This window comes from Curtobacterium sp. VKM Ac-1393, from assembly GCF_015350995.1.
In the GTDB taxonomy this organism is placed as follows: domain Bacteria; phylum Actinomycetota; class Actinomycetes; order Actinomycetales; family Microbacteriaceae; genus Curtobacterium.
Genome location: NZ_JADKRW010000007.1, coordinates 42,411 through 56,612 on the forward strand (window position 1 = coordinate 42,411; position 14,202 = coordinate 56,612).

Annotated in this window: 13 protein-coding genes; 7 read left to right on the forward strand and 6 right to left on the reverse strand. The window is 70.4% G+C overall.

Features of this window, described 5'->3' with window-relative positions:
* Window positions 1-14: 14 nt before the first annotated feature.
* The 3 genes from ITJ59_RS15695 to ITJ59_RS15705 form a co-directional block, all read right to left on the reverse strand.
* Window positions 15-905 carry a carbohydrate ABC transporter permease gene (locus ITJ59_RS15695; RefSeq protein ID WP_194652235.1) on the reverse strand — a complete coding sequence of 297 codons (891 nt, stop codon included), beginning with the start codon at window positions 903-905 and terminating at the stop codon, window positions 15-17.
* Window positions 902-1,762: a carbohydrate ABC transporter permease gene (locus ITJ59_RS15700; RefSeq protein WP_194652236.1), complete on the reverse strand. Its 861-nt coding sequence runs from the start codon at window positions 1,760-1,762 to the stop codon at window positions 902-904. Before ITJ59_RS15700 ends, ITJ59_RS15695 begins: the two co-directional genes overlap by 4 nt.
* Before the next feature lie 148 nt (window positions 1,763-1,910).
* On the reverse strand, window positions 1,911-3,122 hold the full coding sequence (locus ITJ59_RS15705) for a sugar ABC transporter substrate-binding protein (RefSeq protein ID WP_194652237.1): 1,212 nt from the start codon (window positions 3,120-3,122) through the stop codon (window positions 1,911-1,913).
* Window positions 3,123-3,296: 174 nt separating this feature from the next.
* Here ITJ59_RS15705 and ITJ59_RS15710 point away from each other — a divergent pair, with 174 nt between their 5' ends.
* Window positions 3,297-4,316 carry a LacI family DNA-binding transcriptional regulator gene (locus ITJ59_RS15710; protein WP_194652238.1) on the forward strand — a complete coding sequence of 340 codons (1,020 nt, stop codon included), beginning with the start codon at window positions 3,297-3,299 and terminating at the stop codon, window positions 4,314-4,316.
* 193 nt (window positions 4,317-4,509) lie between these two features.
* Here ITJ59_RS15710 and ITJ59_RS15715 read toward each other — a convergent pair whose 3' ends face one another.
* The gene (locus tag ITJ59_RS15715) at window positions 4,510-4,956 is read right to left on the reverse strand and encodes a MarR family winged helix-turn-helix transcriptional regulator (protein ID WP_194652239.1); all 447 of its coding nucleotides are present in this window, start codon (window positions 4,954-4,956) and stop codon (window positions 4,510-4,512) included.
* A 115-nt stretch (window positions 4,957-5,071) separates the two neighbouring features.
* Here ITJ59_RS15715 and ITJ59_RS19695 point away from each other — a divergent pair, with 115 nt between their 5' ends.
* Window positions 5,072-6,055, forward strand: a complete 984-nt coding sequence (locus ITJ59_RS19695) for a helix-turn-helix transcriptional regulator (RefSeq protein WP_194652240.1) — start codon at window positions 5,072-5,074, stop codon at window positions 6,053-6,055.
* Between the two features lie 4 nt (window positions 6,056-6,059).
* Here the strand turns inward: ITJ59_RS19695 and ITJ59_RS15725 are convergent, their stop codons facing one another.
* Window positions 6,060-7,091 carry a LacI family DNA-binding transcriptional regulator gene (locus tag ITJ59_RS15725; RefSeq protein WP_194652241.1) on the reverse strand — a complete coding sequence of 344 codons (1,032 nt, stop codon included), beginning with the start codon at window positions 7,089-7,091 and terminating at the stop codon, window positions 6,060-6,062.
* Between the two features lie 145 nt (window positions 7,092-7,236).
* On the opposite strand from ITJ59_RS15725, the gene ITJ59_RS15730 reads away from it, so the two are divergent.
* The 4 genes from ITJ59_RS15730 (at window position 7,237) to ITJ59_RS15745 (ending at window position 13,005) form a co-directional block, all read left to right on the forward strand.
* The gene (locus ITJ59_RS15730) at window positions 7,237-8,535 is read left to right on the forward strand and encodes an ABC transporter substrate-binding protein (RefSeq protein ID WP_194652242.1); all 1,299 of its coding nucleotides are present in this window, start codon (window positions 7,237-7,239) and stop codon (window positions 8,533-8,535) included.
* Between the two features lie 2 nt (window positions 8,536-8,537).
* On the forward strand, window positions 8,538-9,560 hold the full coding sequence (locus ITJ59_RS15735; RefSeq protein ID WP_194652243.1) for a carbohydrate ABC transporter permease: 1,023 nt from the start codon (window positions 8,538-8,540) through the stop codon (window positions 9,558-9,560).
* Entirely contained in the window at window positions 9,560-10,441 is an 882-nt protein-coding gene (locus ITJ59_RS15740) for a carbohydrate ABC transporter permease (protein WP_194652244.1), read from the forward strand. Before ITJ59_RS15735 ends, ITJ59_RS15740 begins: the two co-directional genes overlap by 1 nt.
* Before the next feature lie 107 nt (window positions 10,442-10,548).
* Window positions 10,549-13,005, forward strand: coding sequence for a glycoside hydrolase family 3 N-terminal domain-containing protein (locus ITJ59_RS15745; protein ID WP_194652432.1), 2,457 nt, complete (start codon window positions 10,549-10,551; stop codon window positions 13,003-13,005).
* A gap of 41 nt (window positions 13,006-13,046) precedes the next feature.
* On the opposite strand, the gene ITJ59_RS15750 is transcribed toward ITJ59_RS15745, so the two are convergent.
* Window positions 13,047-13,541 (reverse strand): GNAT family N-acetyltransferase, encoded by a 495-nt coding sequence (locus ITJ59_RS15750; protein WP_194652245.1) that lies wholly within the window; start codon window positions 13,539-13,541, stop codon window positions 13,047-13,049.
* Window positions 13,542-13,593: 52 nt separating this feature from the next.
* Between ITJ59_RS15750 and ITJ59_RS15755 the strand changes: the two genes are divergently transcribed.
* On the forward strand, window positions 13,594-14,181 hold the full coding sequence (locus ITJ59_RS15755) for a TetR/AcrR family transcriptional regulator (protein WP_323749530.1): 588 nt from the start codon (window positions 13,594-13,596) through the stop codon (window positions 14,179-14,181).
* Window positions 14,182-14,202 lie beyond the last annotated feature (21 nt).

A 14,202-nucleotide genomic window follows, 5' to 3' on the forward strand; every position in this document is an offset into this window, starting at 1 on the left:
TCGGTCCGGGGCCGTCACTTGACGGCACCGCCGAGGGCACCAGCGGAGATGTACTTCTGCGCGAAGATCAGCAGGACGGCAGCGGGCAGGGACGCCAGCACCGAGGTCGCCATGACGGGCCCCCAGTCGGTGACGTTCGAGCCGATGTAGTTGTAGATGCCGAGCGTGATCGGTCGCACGGCGGTCGTCGACGTCAGGGTCAGTGCGATGAGGAAGTCGCCCCACGCACCGAGGAACGTGAAGAGCGCCGCGGTGACGATCGCGTTCCGGCTGATCGGCACGACGATCGACACGAACGCCCGGAAGTCGCTGGCACCGTCGACCAGGGCGGCCTCGACCAGGCTCGGCGGGATCGACTCCATGAACGCCCGCATGAGCAGGATCGCGAACGGCACCTGGACCGCGCTGTCGGCCAGGATCAGCCCGACGTAGCTGTTGAGCAGCCCGATGTTGTTGAACAGCGTGTACAGGGCGTTCGCGATGACGATCGCGGGGATCATCTGGGTGATGAGCAGCACGAGCAGGAACGCCCGGCCGCCGCGCATCCGGAACCGTGCCAGCCCGTAGGCCGCCGGCGTCGCGATGGCCAGCGTCAGCAGGACGGTGCCGAGGCCGATGATCATGCTCGACAGGAAGTTCTGTCCCTGCTGGGCGAACGCCGCCTGGTACCCGGCGAAGGTGGGCGAGAACGGGAACCACGTCGCCGTGGCGGCCCCGGACGTCGCCTGCAGGCTGGTGTTCACCATCCAGTAGACGGGGAACACCATGATCGCGAGGAACACGCACCCGAGGATCGTGAACGGGATGCCCTTGGCGGAACCGCGCGGGCGGGGTGCCCGCGCCGTCCGCTTGGTCGTGATCGCGCGGGTGGCGGTGACGGTCTGGTTCGCGAGTCCGACGCTCATTCGTCGACCGCCTTCCGTGAGATCGCGATGTAGACCATCGCGAAGACGAACGAGACGACGATGAGCACGTTGCTCACCGCGGCTCCGATGCCGAACTGGAAGTTGATGAACGACTGGTGGTACGCGTTCGTGGCGAGGGTCTGCGTCGAGTTCGCCGGGCCGCCGCCGGTCAAGCCGAGGATGATGTCCACGACCTTCAGCGTGTACACGACCCCGAGCACGACCACGACGCTGACCACCGACCGGATGCTCGGCCACGTGATGTACCAGAACGCCTTGAACCCGGTGGCCCCGTCGAGCGAGCCGGCCTCGTAGAGCTCCGGTGGCACGGACTGCAGGCCGCTGTAGAGGATCGTCGTGTTGAACGGGATGCCGAGCCAGACGTTGACGCCGATCACCGCGATGAGCGCGAGGCTCGGGCTGACCAACCACGGGACCGGGGCGATGCCCACCACGCCGAGCAGCTGGTTGAGCGCACCGCTGTCCTGGTCGAGCAGCCACTTCCACACCGCGCTCGAGGCGATGAGCGGCAGGAGCCACGGCAGGAGCAGGAGACCGCGCAGGAAGCCGGACAGCGGGAAGTGCCGCCGGAAGAACAGCGCGAGGGCCAGGCCGATGACGAACTGCAGGATGATCGAGCCGGCCGTGAACAGGGCCGTGTTCACGAGGCTCGTCGTGAAGACCGAGCTCTTGAACACCGAGATGTAGTTGCCGAGCCCCACCCAGGGGGCCTCGCCCGTGAAGAACGTCGCCGTCGTGTAGTCCTGGAAGGACATGATGACGTTCTTCACGACCGGGTAGCCGAAGAAGACGGCCACGAAGAGCGCCGCCGGCACCACGAAGAGCCATCGGGTCATGCCGGATCGGAAGCGGGCTCGTCGCTGCCCGGGTCGGGGTGTCGCCACGGGCAGGGTCGTCCGTGGTCGTGTCTGTGTCGAGGCGCTCACGCCGGGGTCCTTTCCTCCACGCCGGAGGGAGCCGACCGGTCGGCCGGCTCCCGGAGTGCTACTGCTCTTGCGACTGCGCCTGCTTGAGCGCTGCCTCGGGGCTGGCCTTGCCGGTGAGGGCGAGCTGGACGGCGGTGTAGATCTTCGTGGCGGCCTTGGGCCAGTCGGGTCCGAGCTCACCGGTGCGGGCACGGGCGGTCTGCACGGTGGTCACGAAGGAGGCGACCTGCGGGTGGTCCTTCGCCCAGGCGGCGCCGGCCTCGAGGTTCGTCGGCACGTTGCCGCTGACCTCGGACAGGGTCTTCTGCATCTTCTGCGAGTGGAGGCAGCCGACGAACTTGCCGGCGAGCTGCATCTTGTCCTTGTCGCCGGTCTGCGGGACGGTGAACGCCTCGCCGCCGAGCGGTGCGACCGTGGCGTCGCCGGTGCGCGTCGGGATCGGGACGCTGTCGAACTCGAGGCCCTTCTTGGCGTTGAGCGCCGGCAGCTGCCAGGGACCGTTGATCATCATCGCGGCCTTGCCGGCCAGGAACTGGTTGTTGACGTCCGCCTGGGCCCAGTTGATCGAGCTCTTGGACATCGAGCCGTCGTCCTGCAGGTCCTGGACGAGCTGCAGCGCCTGGGTGGCGTCCGCCGTGGCGATGTCCTTCTCGTCGCCGCCGTTCGACCAGAAGAACGGCAGGAACTGCCAGGTGCCCTCGTACGTGTTGATGTTGCTCATCGCGAAGCCGTACGTCGACCCGGAGGTCAGCTTCTTCGCGGCGGCCTTCAGCTCGTCCCACGTCTTGGGTGGCTGGACGCCGGCGTCCGCCAGCAGCTTCTTGTTGTAGTAGAGCGCGATGGAGTTCGTGTTCGACTGCAGGCCGTAGAGCTTGCCCTTGTAGGTGCTCGCTGCCTTGACGCCGGGCACGTCGCCGTCGGCGTCGAGGCCGTACGTCGACAGGTCGGACAGAGCACCGGACGAGGCGATCTGCTGGACGTCGGGGTTGTCGAGCATGAGCACGTCGGGCAGCGTCTTCGACGATGCCTGCTGCAGCACCTTCGCGATGAGGCCGGCGCCGGCGACGTGGTTGATCGTGACGGTCGCGCCGACCTCCTTCGCGCACTGCTTGTAGACCGGGTTGTAGTTCGCGTCGTAGTAGTCCTCGATCGTCAGGGCCTTGCTGCCGCCCGACGACGCCGATCCGGAGCCGGAGCAGCCGGACAGGACCAGGGGGATCGTGGCGACGACGGCGACTGCGCCGACGAGGGCGCGCGTCCGGCGGGACATGGAGGGGAATCTTTGCTTCATTGCAGAGCTCTTCTCTTGACGGATGCTGGGGCAGGCACGCATCGACGAGGCCGCTGACGTCATCGTCGCTGTGCTCCTGGGGCCAGAAGCTAACAGATAAGCGCTTCACCTGTAAAGCGCTTTTCTGCCATCGCGACCGCTAGGATCACCGACATGGCCACGATGCAGCAGGTCGCCGATCGGGCGGGGGTCTCGATCGCCACCGTGTCCTTCGTGGTGAACGGCACCAAGTACGTGACACCCGGCACCACGGCGCGGGTGAAGACGGCGATGCGCGAGCTGAAGTTCCGCGGCAACGTCGTCGCCCGTGCGCTGGCGAGCCGCCGGACCCGGATCATCGCGCTGCTGTTCCCGACCACCGGCAACCGCTTCAGCCCGACCACCTCGCAGTTCTTCATGAGCGCAGCGGAACGGGCGTCCGAGCGCGGGTACCACCTGGTGCTCTGGCCTGTGGACCCGGCCGGGGACGACCTCGACGACCTCGTCTCGGGCGGCCTCGTGGACGGGGTCATCCTGATGGAGGTACGGATGGACGATCCCCGCGTCGCCGTCCTCACCGACCTCGACGTGCCGTTCACCCTGATCGGCCGGACCCGGGACAGCAGCGGTCTGCCCTTCGTCGACATCGACTTCGAGACGACCATCGAGGACAGCCTCGACCACCTCGAGGCGCTCGGGCACCGTCGGTTCGGCCTCGTGCTCGAGGACCTCGAGGGCACCCCGATGGCCGGCTACGCCCCGCACCTGCGCGTCGAGGACACCTTCCGGCGGGCCGTCGCCGACCGGGGGCTCACCGGCACGGTCGTCACCGCGGGGCCGGGCAGCGACGGCGGGCGGAAAGCGGCGAGCGACCTGGTCGAGGCCGCCCCGGACGTCACGGCCGTCCTGATGATGAAGGACGACTCCTCGGCGGGGCTCCTGGTCGGGCTGTACACCGCCGGACGACGGGTCCCCGAGGACGTCTCAGTGCTCAGCATCGCGTCGTCCGAGGCCAACGCCGATCAGCACTACCCCCGGTTGTCGACGATGGTCGCCCCCGGCCAGGAACTCGGGATCCGGGCTGCCGACGCGCTCATCGACCAGCTCGACGGCACGTCGGACGACCTGCCGCACTTCCTGCTGCCGTGCACGATCCGCACGGCCGAGTCGACGGCTCCCGCGCCGACCCCCTGACTCGCGCCCACCCGAGAATCGGCGCGCGCCCGTGACGTGGCGCAGTGGCGGACGGGAGGCGCGGGGCGGGCCCGCCACGGGCCTCCCGTCCGCCACCCGGCGACGACCACGGCGCGAGATAGGTCGGGATGTTACCCAACTGCGCATGGCGGACAATCGTCCGGGCCGCTTGCCGAGCGCCCGTAGCCTGCCGTCAGGGGTTCGGAGCGCCGAGGTCGACGGCCGCGACGATGCGATCGACGATCCGGACGAACCGGACCCGGTCACGCTCGGAGAAGGAGGCCATCAGCTCGTGCAGGTGATCGTCCGTGCGGTCCATCGCGCTCGTGTAGTCGCGGCGGGTGGACTCGGTCAGTTCGATGTGCCGACTGCGACCGTCGGCGGGGTTCGGCACGCGGCTGAGGTACCCGCCCTGTTCGAGTCGGTCGATCGTGCCGGTCACCGCGGGGCCGGTCAACCCGACGTGCTTGGCGAGGTCCTTGACGCGCACGGTGCGGCCGGCTTCCTCCGCGCGGGCGATGTACTGCAGCACGGTCAGGTCGGCACCGGACACGCCCAGACGGTCGCGCAGCCGTGCGCGCAGCGCGGACACCGCGGTCTCGAGGCGTGTCAACGCCGCGACGAGGTCGAGATCGCTCACACGAGCGCCCCCTCTGCACCGATCGGGTCCGCGCGACCGGTCGCCGCGCGCACCGGGTCAGCGTATCCGCCCAGCAGGTGCGATGGTCACCTTCCGGTGGCGGGGGTGACGGCGGGTGGCTGATCCGATCGACTCCCCGCAGGCGGGCGGGCGCGCGGCCGGATCCGTGCGGTTCGAGGTGTCCGGCAACGACCCGGCGTCGGCGGCGCGCGACCTCGCCACCGTCCACGGTGCCGACCAGTGGTCCGCGCAGCGCGGGGAGGACGGGTTCGCCTACCGGTACACCGCCCTCGGGGACACCGACGTGAGCATCCGCCGCTCGCAGATGCGCGGCGTCCTCCGCGGTGGCATGCCGATCGGCAGCCACTACATCGTCGCCTGGATGACCAGCGGACGGGCCCACCTGGACGTCGCGGGGGAGCGGGTGGACCTGCGCCGGAACGTCCCGACGCTCCTGCCGTGCGACGCCGAGTTCGTCTTCGCGGCCGAGGACCACGACCAGCGCCTGGTGCACTTCGACCGGGGGCTCGTGCACGGGTTCGCCGCCGACCAGCTCGACCTGGGGGACCGACCGCTGCGCTTCGACCACGCGCGCGAACCGGACACCGCGGCGTTCGGGCGGTGGCAGTCCGTCCTGACGACGCTGTCCCGCGCGCTCCGCCTGGGCGGACCCGGCTCCGATGCCTGGCTCGAGGCGAAGTCGCTCGCCGTGGCCGCGTTCCTCGACACCTTCCCGCCCCGGATCGACGGCCTGCCGGCTGCGCTGGGGCTGCCCCGGAACGCGCGACTGCGTACCGCCGTGGAGTACGTCCACGCACACGCCTCGAAGCCGATCACCATCACCGACCTGGCGGCGGTCACCGGACTGAGCGTGCGGTCCGTGCAGGAGGCGTTCCGGCGGGTGTTCGACGAGTCCCCGCTGACCTACCTGCGCGACGTCCGCCTGGACCGGGTGCGCGGCGAGTTGCTCGAGGCCGATCCGCAGGCCGGCATCATCGGTGACGTCGCTCGGCGGTGGGGGTTCGCGCACCTCGGGCGGTTCTCGGCGACCTACGCGGCACGGTTCGGCGAGTACCCGAAGCAGACCCTGCGCCGGTAGCCGGTCAGTCCCGCGGGACGGGGCCGCTGCTGGAGCGCACCCGGAGTGTCGTCGACAGGCGGACGTGGTCCGTCGCGGCCTCGCCCCGCAGCATCGTCAGCAGCAGTTCGACCGCGCGCGATCCGAGCTCGGCGAGCGGCTGGGACACAGTGGTGAGCGGGGGCACCGTGATCGAGGCCTGGGGCACGTCGTCGAAACCGACCACGGACAGGTCCTCCGGCACCCGCAGGCCGAGGTCCGTCGCCGCGCGGAGCACACCGATCGCCGACGAGTCGTTCGCGGCGAACACCGCGGTCGGTCGGGCGACCAGCGTGAGCAGGTCCCGCGCGGCGGATGCGGACTGCTCCTCTTGGTAGTCGCCGTCGCGGACGAGTCGTTCGTCGACCACGATGCCGGCGGCCGTCAGCGCCGAGCGGTACCCGGCCTCGCGCAGCTGGGCGGACGCCAGGTCGGCGCGGCCCCGCAGGTGTGCGATCCGGGTGTGTCCGAGTGCGAGCAGGTGCTCCACGGCCTGGACGGCCCCACCCTCGTTGTCGGCGTCGACGGTCGCGTGCCCCTCGGGCCCGGTGTGCGGGTCGATGGCGACGACGGGGATCGACGAGCTCGACAGGGCGGTGGTCGGGGTGACGACGATGGCACCGTCGATGAGCGTGCCGGACAGGCGCGACAGCGACCGGCGTTCCCAGCCCGGACGGTCGGCTCCGGTCATCAGGCCCGCGTAGGCGAGCAGCTCGTAGCCGGTGCCGGTCGTCGCGCTCGAGATGCCGCGCAGCAGCTCGGTCGAGAACGGTTCGAACTCGGGCACCAGGATGCCGAGGACCCCGGTGCGCGAACTCCGCAGGCTCCGGGCGACCAGTGACGTCTCGTACCCGAGGTCGGCGACGACCTGCTGCACGCGGGTCATCGTGGCTGCGGCGACGCCGTCTCGCTGGTTGATGACCTTCGACACGGTGGGGATCGAGACCCCCGCGGCACGAGCGACGTCGCCGATGGTCACCCGGCCGGCACCGGGACGTGCACCGAGGGCCGAGTCCATGTGCTCACCGTACCGCTGATGTGTGCCGGAATCAGCGTAGAAAACGTTATCGATATCGATTGACAAGCGGTAGGAGCAGCTGGCACGCTCTCCGCAGCGGCAGTCGATGTCGCTGCATGTCAACGACGACACGAGGAGTTCCACGATGACGAGGAAGATCCGTGCCGCGGCAGCCATCGCGCTGATCGGGGCGACAGCACTGGTGGCCTCCGGCTGCTCGGCAGGCGGCAACGCGGCCGACGACGGCACCGGCAAGGTCACGATGACCTTCTGGCACAACTCCACCACCGGACCCGGCAAGGCCTACTGGGCCTCGACGGTCAAGGCGTTCGAGGCGAAGTACCCGAACGTCACCATCAAGACGCAGGCCATCCAGAACGAGGACCTCGACGGCAAGCTCCAGACCGCGCTCAACTCGGGCGACGGGCCGGACGTCTTCCTGCAGCGCGGCGGGGGCAAGATGGACGCGATGATCGCCGCCGGGCAGCTCATGGACATCTCCGACTCCATCAGCGCCGACGCGAAGAAGTCCATCAGCGCCGGCACCTTCGCCGGCTACGAGAAGGACGGCAAGACCTACGCCATGCCCGGTGCCGTGCTCCCCGAGGGCATCTGGTACTCCAAGGACCTGTTCCAGAAGGCCGGCATCGACCGTACCCCGACCACGATGGACGAGCTGAACGACGACATCGCGAAGCTCAAGGCCGCCGACATCGACCCCGTCGCCGTCGGCGCGAAGGACGCCTGGCCCGCCGCGCACTGGTACTACAACTTCGCCCTGCGCGAGTGCAGCCAGAAGACGCTCGAGGGCGCGGCGAAGTCGCTCAAGTTCGACAACGCCTGCTGGACGAAGGCCGGCGAGCAGCTCGAGGACTTCACCAAGACGAAGCCGTTCAACGACGGGTTCCTGACGACCGCTGCCCAGCAGGGCGCCGGCAGCTCGGCCGGACTCATCGCGAACCACAAGGCCGCCATGGAGCTCATGGGCGCGTGGGACCCGGGCGTGATCTCCTCGCTCACCCCGGACGGCAAGCCGCTGGCCGACCTCGGCTGGTTCCCGTTCCCCACGATCGACGGTGGCAAGGGTGACCCGAAGTCGATGATGGGCGGCGTCGACGGCAACTCCTGCTCGGCGAAGGCCCCGAAGAAGGCGTGCACCGACTTCCTGAACTTCATCGTGCAGAAGGACAACCAAGAGGCGTACTACACGGCGTTCCAGGCCATCCCGGTCAACAAGGACGCCCAGTCGGTCGTCGACGCGGACTACCTGAAGTCGGCGCTCGCCGCCTACCAGGACGCGCCGTTCGTCTCGCAGTACCTGGACACCCTGTACGGCCAGAACGTCGGCAACGCGCTGAACACCAGCGTCGTCGACCTGCTCGCCGGCAAGGGCAGCGCGAAGGACATCGTGGACACCACCAACCAGGCCGCGGCCAAGGGCTGAGCATGACCCTCGACACCTCGCTCGGCACGCCCCCGACCACAGGGTCGGACACGGCCGCGGGGACGTCCCCGGCGGGAAGCGGTACGCCGCTCCCCGCCGGTCGGCGGTCCACGCGCCGCATCGCGGACTGGCGGAAGCGCGTCGAGATCGCGGTGCTCGCCGGCCCCGCGGTCATCGTCTTCGTGACGTTCGTGATCCTGCCCGTGGGGCTCGCCGCCTACTACGGGTTCTTCAAGTGGCAGGGCTACGGCCCACCCACCGACTTCGTGGGGCTGCAGAACTACCTGATCATCTTCCAGGACAAGGCGTTCCACGCGGTCCTGCTGCACAACGGCTTCATCGTCGTGCTGTCCCTCGTGCTGCAGGGGCCGATCGCCATCGTGCTCGCCCTGCTGCTCAACCAGAAGATGCACGGCCGCGGGCTCGTCCGCGTGCTCGTGTTCGTGCCGTACGTCATCTCCGAGGTGATCGTCGGCACCGGGTGGAGCCTGATGCTCCAGTCGAACGGCGCGGTGAACGACCTGCTGCAGGGCATGGGGCTCGGCGGGCTGCGGGCCGACTGGCTGTCCAACCCGGACATCGCGATCTGGACCCTGCTCGTGATCATCTCGTGGAAGTACATCGGCTTCGCGGTGATCCTGTTCCTCGCCGGCCTGCAGAGCATCCCCGAGGAGCTGTTCGAGGCGGCGGCGATCGACGGCGCCGGCTACTGGCAGATCCAGCGGCGGATCACCCTGCCGCTGCTCGGCCCCACCATCCGGATCTGGGCGTTCCTGTCGATCATCGGCTCACTGCAGCTGTTCGACCTCGTCTACATCATCTGGGGGCAGTACATCTCGTCGACCGCTGGCACCTCGACCATGGCGACGTACATGGTCGCCAACGGTCGCACCTCGGGCAACTTCGGCTTCGGCAGTGCCGTCGCCGTGGTGATGTTCGTGATCTCGCTCGCCGTCGCCCTGGTCTACCAGCGCTTCGTGCTCCGCCGCGACACCGCGGGTGCACTCACCGAGAGGAAGAACTGATGGCCACCACGAGCATCGTCGCCCCCGGGCGACGGGCCACGCGGGAGCGGCGGTCCAGCGCGGCGATCGGTCGCGCGAACCCGCTGACCTACCTGGTGGCGATCCTGTTCGTCGCCGCGAACCTCGCCCCGGTGCTGTACATCGTGCTGGGCGGCTTCCGGACGAACTCGCAGATCACCACGAGCCCCGCCGGGCTGCCGGCGCCGTTCGAGCTGGGCAACTACGGATCCGTGCTGTCCAGCGGCATCTTCTGGCAGCAGCTCGGCAACTCGACGATCAGCGCCGTGACCACCACCGCGGGCGTCGTCGTGCTCGGCCTCATGGTGAGCTTCGTACTCGCCCGCTACCGGTTCGCCGGCCGCGGGGCGCTGTACGCCCTGTTCGCCGCCGGACTGATGTTCCCGATCACCGTCGCGATCACGCCGCTGTACCTGCTCGTGAAGGACCTCGGTCTCACGAACAGTCTGGTCGGCGTCATCCTGCCGCAGATCGCCTTCGCCCTGCCGACGACGGTCATCATCCTGGTGCCGTTCCTGCGGGCGATCCCGGACGAGCTCGAAGAAGCTGCGTCGATCGACGGTGCGAGCCGGCTCGGGTTCTTCTTCCGCATGGTCGTCCCGCTGTCGCTGCCGGGGGTGGTCACCGTCGGCATCCTGGCGTTCATCGCGAGCTGGAACAGCTACATCCTGCCGCTGTTCATCCTGAACAACGAGGGCAGCTACACCCTGCCCCTCGGCGTGCAGGCGTTCTCGTCGCAGTATTCGGTCGACACGGCCAAGGTGCTGGCGTTCACGTCGATGTCGATGATCCCGGCACTGGTGTTCTTCACCATCTTCCAACGCCGCATCGTCGGCGGGCTGACCGGGGCGGTGAAGGGGTGACGACGACGGACTCGACCCGGGACACCGGACGCCAGCCGCGCCTCCAGGACGACCACGACGCACCCGACGTGACCGGACCCGACCGCGCCACCACCCTGCTCGCCGCCATGACCCTCGACGAGAAGGCGGCGCAGCTCGTCGGCTACTGGCTCGACCAGGACGGTGTGGTCGCACCCATGCAGGGCGAGATGGCGGCGGCCGCCGACGGCCGCACGCTGGCGGACATCACCCGCGACGGCATCGGCCAGTTCACCCGCGTGTACGGCACCCGCCCCGTCGAACCCGACGAACGCGCCGCCTGGCTGTGGGCGGAACAGCGGCGACTCAAGCGCGAGACCCGACTCGGGATCCCCGCGCTCGTGCACGAGGAGTGCCTGACCGGCCTCGCCGCGTGGCAGGCCGCGACGTTCCCCACCCCGCTGGCGTGGGGTGCGGCCTTCGACCCGGACCTGGTCGAGCAGGTCGGCGCCGCGATCGGTGCGTCGATGCGCCAGCTCGGCGTGCACCAGGGGCTCGCACCGGTGCTCGACGTGATCCGTGACCCGCGGTGGGGCCGGGTCGACGAGTGCATCGGCGAGGACCCGTACCTGGTCGGCACCGTCGGGACCGCCTACGTGCGGGGGCTGCAGTCGGCCGGAGTCGACGCGACCCTCAAGCACTTCCTGGGGTACTCGGCCTCGCAGGCGGGGCGGAACCACGCCCCCGTCCACGCCGGACCGCGGGAGGTCGCCGACGTGTTCCTGCCGCCGTTCGAGATGGCGCTGCGCGACGGGGGCGCCCGGAGCGTCATGAACTCGTACGCCGAGATCGACGGGGTGCCGATCGCCGCGAACGCTGCCCTGCTGACCGGGTTGCTGCGTGACGAGCTCGGCTTCGAGGGCACCGTCGTGGCGGACTACTTCTCGGTCGCGTTCCTCGAGGTCATGCACGGCATCGCCGCCGACCGGGGTTCTGCCGCAGCCCTGGCGCTCGAGGCTGGGATCGACGTCGAGCTGCCGACGGGGGACGCCTACCTGGCGCCGCTCGTCGAGCGCGTCCGTTCGGGGCTGCTCGACGAGGCGCTCGTCGACCGCGCGGTCCTGCGGGTGCTGCGGCAGAAGGAGCGCCTGGGGTTGCTCGACCCGCGGGCGTACGAGGACGATCCACCCACCGGCATCGACCTGGACACCCCGCTGCACCGGTCGTTGGCGAAGCAGCTGGCGGCGCGGTCGCTGGTGCTGTTGTCGAACGACACGGTGCGCGCTGGCGCTGGTGCTGGTGCTGGTGCTGGTGCTGGTGCTGGCGCCTCGGCTGCTGCCGGGGCACCGGCCGCCGCCCCGGTCCTGCCGCTGCGCGCCGGTGCGTCCGTCGCCGTCATCGGCCCGAACGCCGACCGCGCCGAGGCACTGCAGGGGTGCTACTCCTTCGCGAACCACGTGCTCGCGTCGCACCCCGACCTGCCGCTCGGCTTCGCGATCCCGACCGTCCGCGAGGCGATGGTCGCCGCCCTCGGTGCCGACGCAGTCCGGTTCGCCGAGGGCTGCGCGGTCACCGGGACCGACCGTGACGGGTTCGCCGATGCCGTCGCGGTGGCGTCCGCGTCGGACGTCGCGGTCGTCGTCGTCGGCGACCAGGCCGGACTGTTCGGCCGCGGCACCGTCGGCGAGGGGAACGACACGGAGTCGCTCGACCTGCCCGGGGTGCAACGCTCGCTCGTCGAGGCGGTCGTCGCGACCGGCACCCCGACCGTGGTGGTGCTGCTGACAGGGCGGCCCTACGCGATCGGGTGGGCGCTCGACGGCGACGGCGACGGCGTCGTCGCCGCTGGCCCGGCCGGCGCAAGCCGAGTCGCTGCTGGCGCTCGCCGACCCGCGGCGGTCGTGCAGGCCTTCTTCCCCGGCGAGGAGGGCGGCACCGCGATCGCCGACCTGCTCACCGGCGCCGCGTCACCCTCCGGCCGCCTGCCCGTCTCGCTGCCGCGCGCCGCCGGCGCGCAGCCGTACACGTACCTGCACCCGCGCCTCGGCGGCCCCTCGGACGTCACCGCCGCCGACTCGACGCCGGTGCGCCCGTTCGGCTTCGGTCTCGGGTACACGACGTTCGCGTACGACGACCTGGTCGTCGACGCGTCCGTCCGCTCCGACGCCGTCTTCGAAGCGTCGGTGACCGTCCGGAACACCGGCGCCCGCGACGGCGAGGACGTCGTGCAGCTCTACGGCCACGACGTGCACGGCAGCGTCACGCGACCCGAGATCCAACTGCTCGGCTACGCGCGCGTCACGCTCGCCGCGGGGGAGTCGACGCGGGTCCGCTTCCGCGTCCCCGTGCAGCGGTTCGCGTTCACCGACCGGCGGATGCGCAAGGTGGTCGAACCCGGGGACGTGCAGGTCTGGGTCGCGTCCCACGCGGCGGCGTCACGGCCGGGAGGCCCGGTGTCCGCAGGCGGGATCGTCGCGTCGGGCGGTGGGCCGGTTCGACGGCCCGTCCCCGGCTCCGCCACGGAGCGCGCCACGGTCGCGGTGACGGGGCCGGTGCACGAGGTCACGCCGGGCGACCCGCGAGTGGTCGAGTGGGCGGTCGGTTGATCTGACGCCGTGCTGGCGGACGAGCGGGCCGTGCGGTCGGTTCAGGACGCACGGCCCCCTCGCTCCGGCAGCTCCATCGCGAAGCAGACGGACTCGTCCGATCCGACGTACGCCCCGTACAACGGGATGGGTGCGTAGCCCTCGCGCTCGTAGAACCGCATCGCGTCGGGTTGCCGGATGCCCGTCTCCAGCACGAGACGCCGGGCGCCGAGGTCGGACGCCGCCTGCTCGAGCGCGTGCAGCACGGCGGTCGCCACGCCGGTCCCGCGCGCGGTGGGATCGGCGTACATGCGCTTGATCTCGACCACGTCCGCGCCCAGGACCGCCTCGGGCAGGGGACGGAGGCCACCGCAGGCGATCGCCGTGCCGTCGTCGTCCCGTGCCACCAGGAACACCGGGACGTCGCCGGCCGACGGCGGCGTGCCGCGTTCGTGGTCGTCGCTGCCGTAGCGGGCGTCGAGCTCGCGTCGCTGGGCCGCCCGGAGCCGATCGGCGTCGGGGTGGTCGAAGGGTGTGCGGGTGATCGTCCAGAGCATGACGGTTCCTTTCCGTAACGCTTGTTACCGTAACACCCGTTACGATGACGTCGTGCCACGGATCCGCGACCACGACGCACAGCGCGAGCGCCTGTCAGAGGCGGTCTTCGCGACCCTCGCCGAGCGCGGTGCGGGCGGGCTGACGCTCCGGGCCGTCGCCGAGCGAGCGGGGTGCACGACCGGTCTGGTCCTGCACGCCTTCCCGGACAAACGCGCGTTGCTCCTGCACGCGCGGGACGTCCTGCACGAACGCACCCGGGTCCGGTCCGACGCGCTCGAGCGCGATGCTCCGGACGCGGCCGCTGCTGTGCGAGCGGTCGTCCTCGGTGCGCTCCCGACCGATCGTGCGACCTCCGAGGAATCGCGCGTCTGGCTCGGGTTCCTGTCGGCCGCGCTGAGCGATCCCGCCCTTGCCGAGCGGCACGCGGCGCACAGCCGGGCCTTCGTCGAGCGGCTCACGCGCCTCCTGGGAGCGGCTGCTCCCGCGGCACCAGGGAACGCGTCGGAGCGGGCGCTCGCCCTGGCGGCGCTGGTCGAAGGGGTGTCCAGCCTGGCGAGCGGCGACCCCGAGCGATGGACCGCGACGCGACAGCGGGCAGCGGTCGAGCTGGTCCTCGATGCGGCCCTCGACGGGTCGTAGGCGCGAGCGGAGCAGCCGACC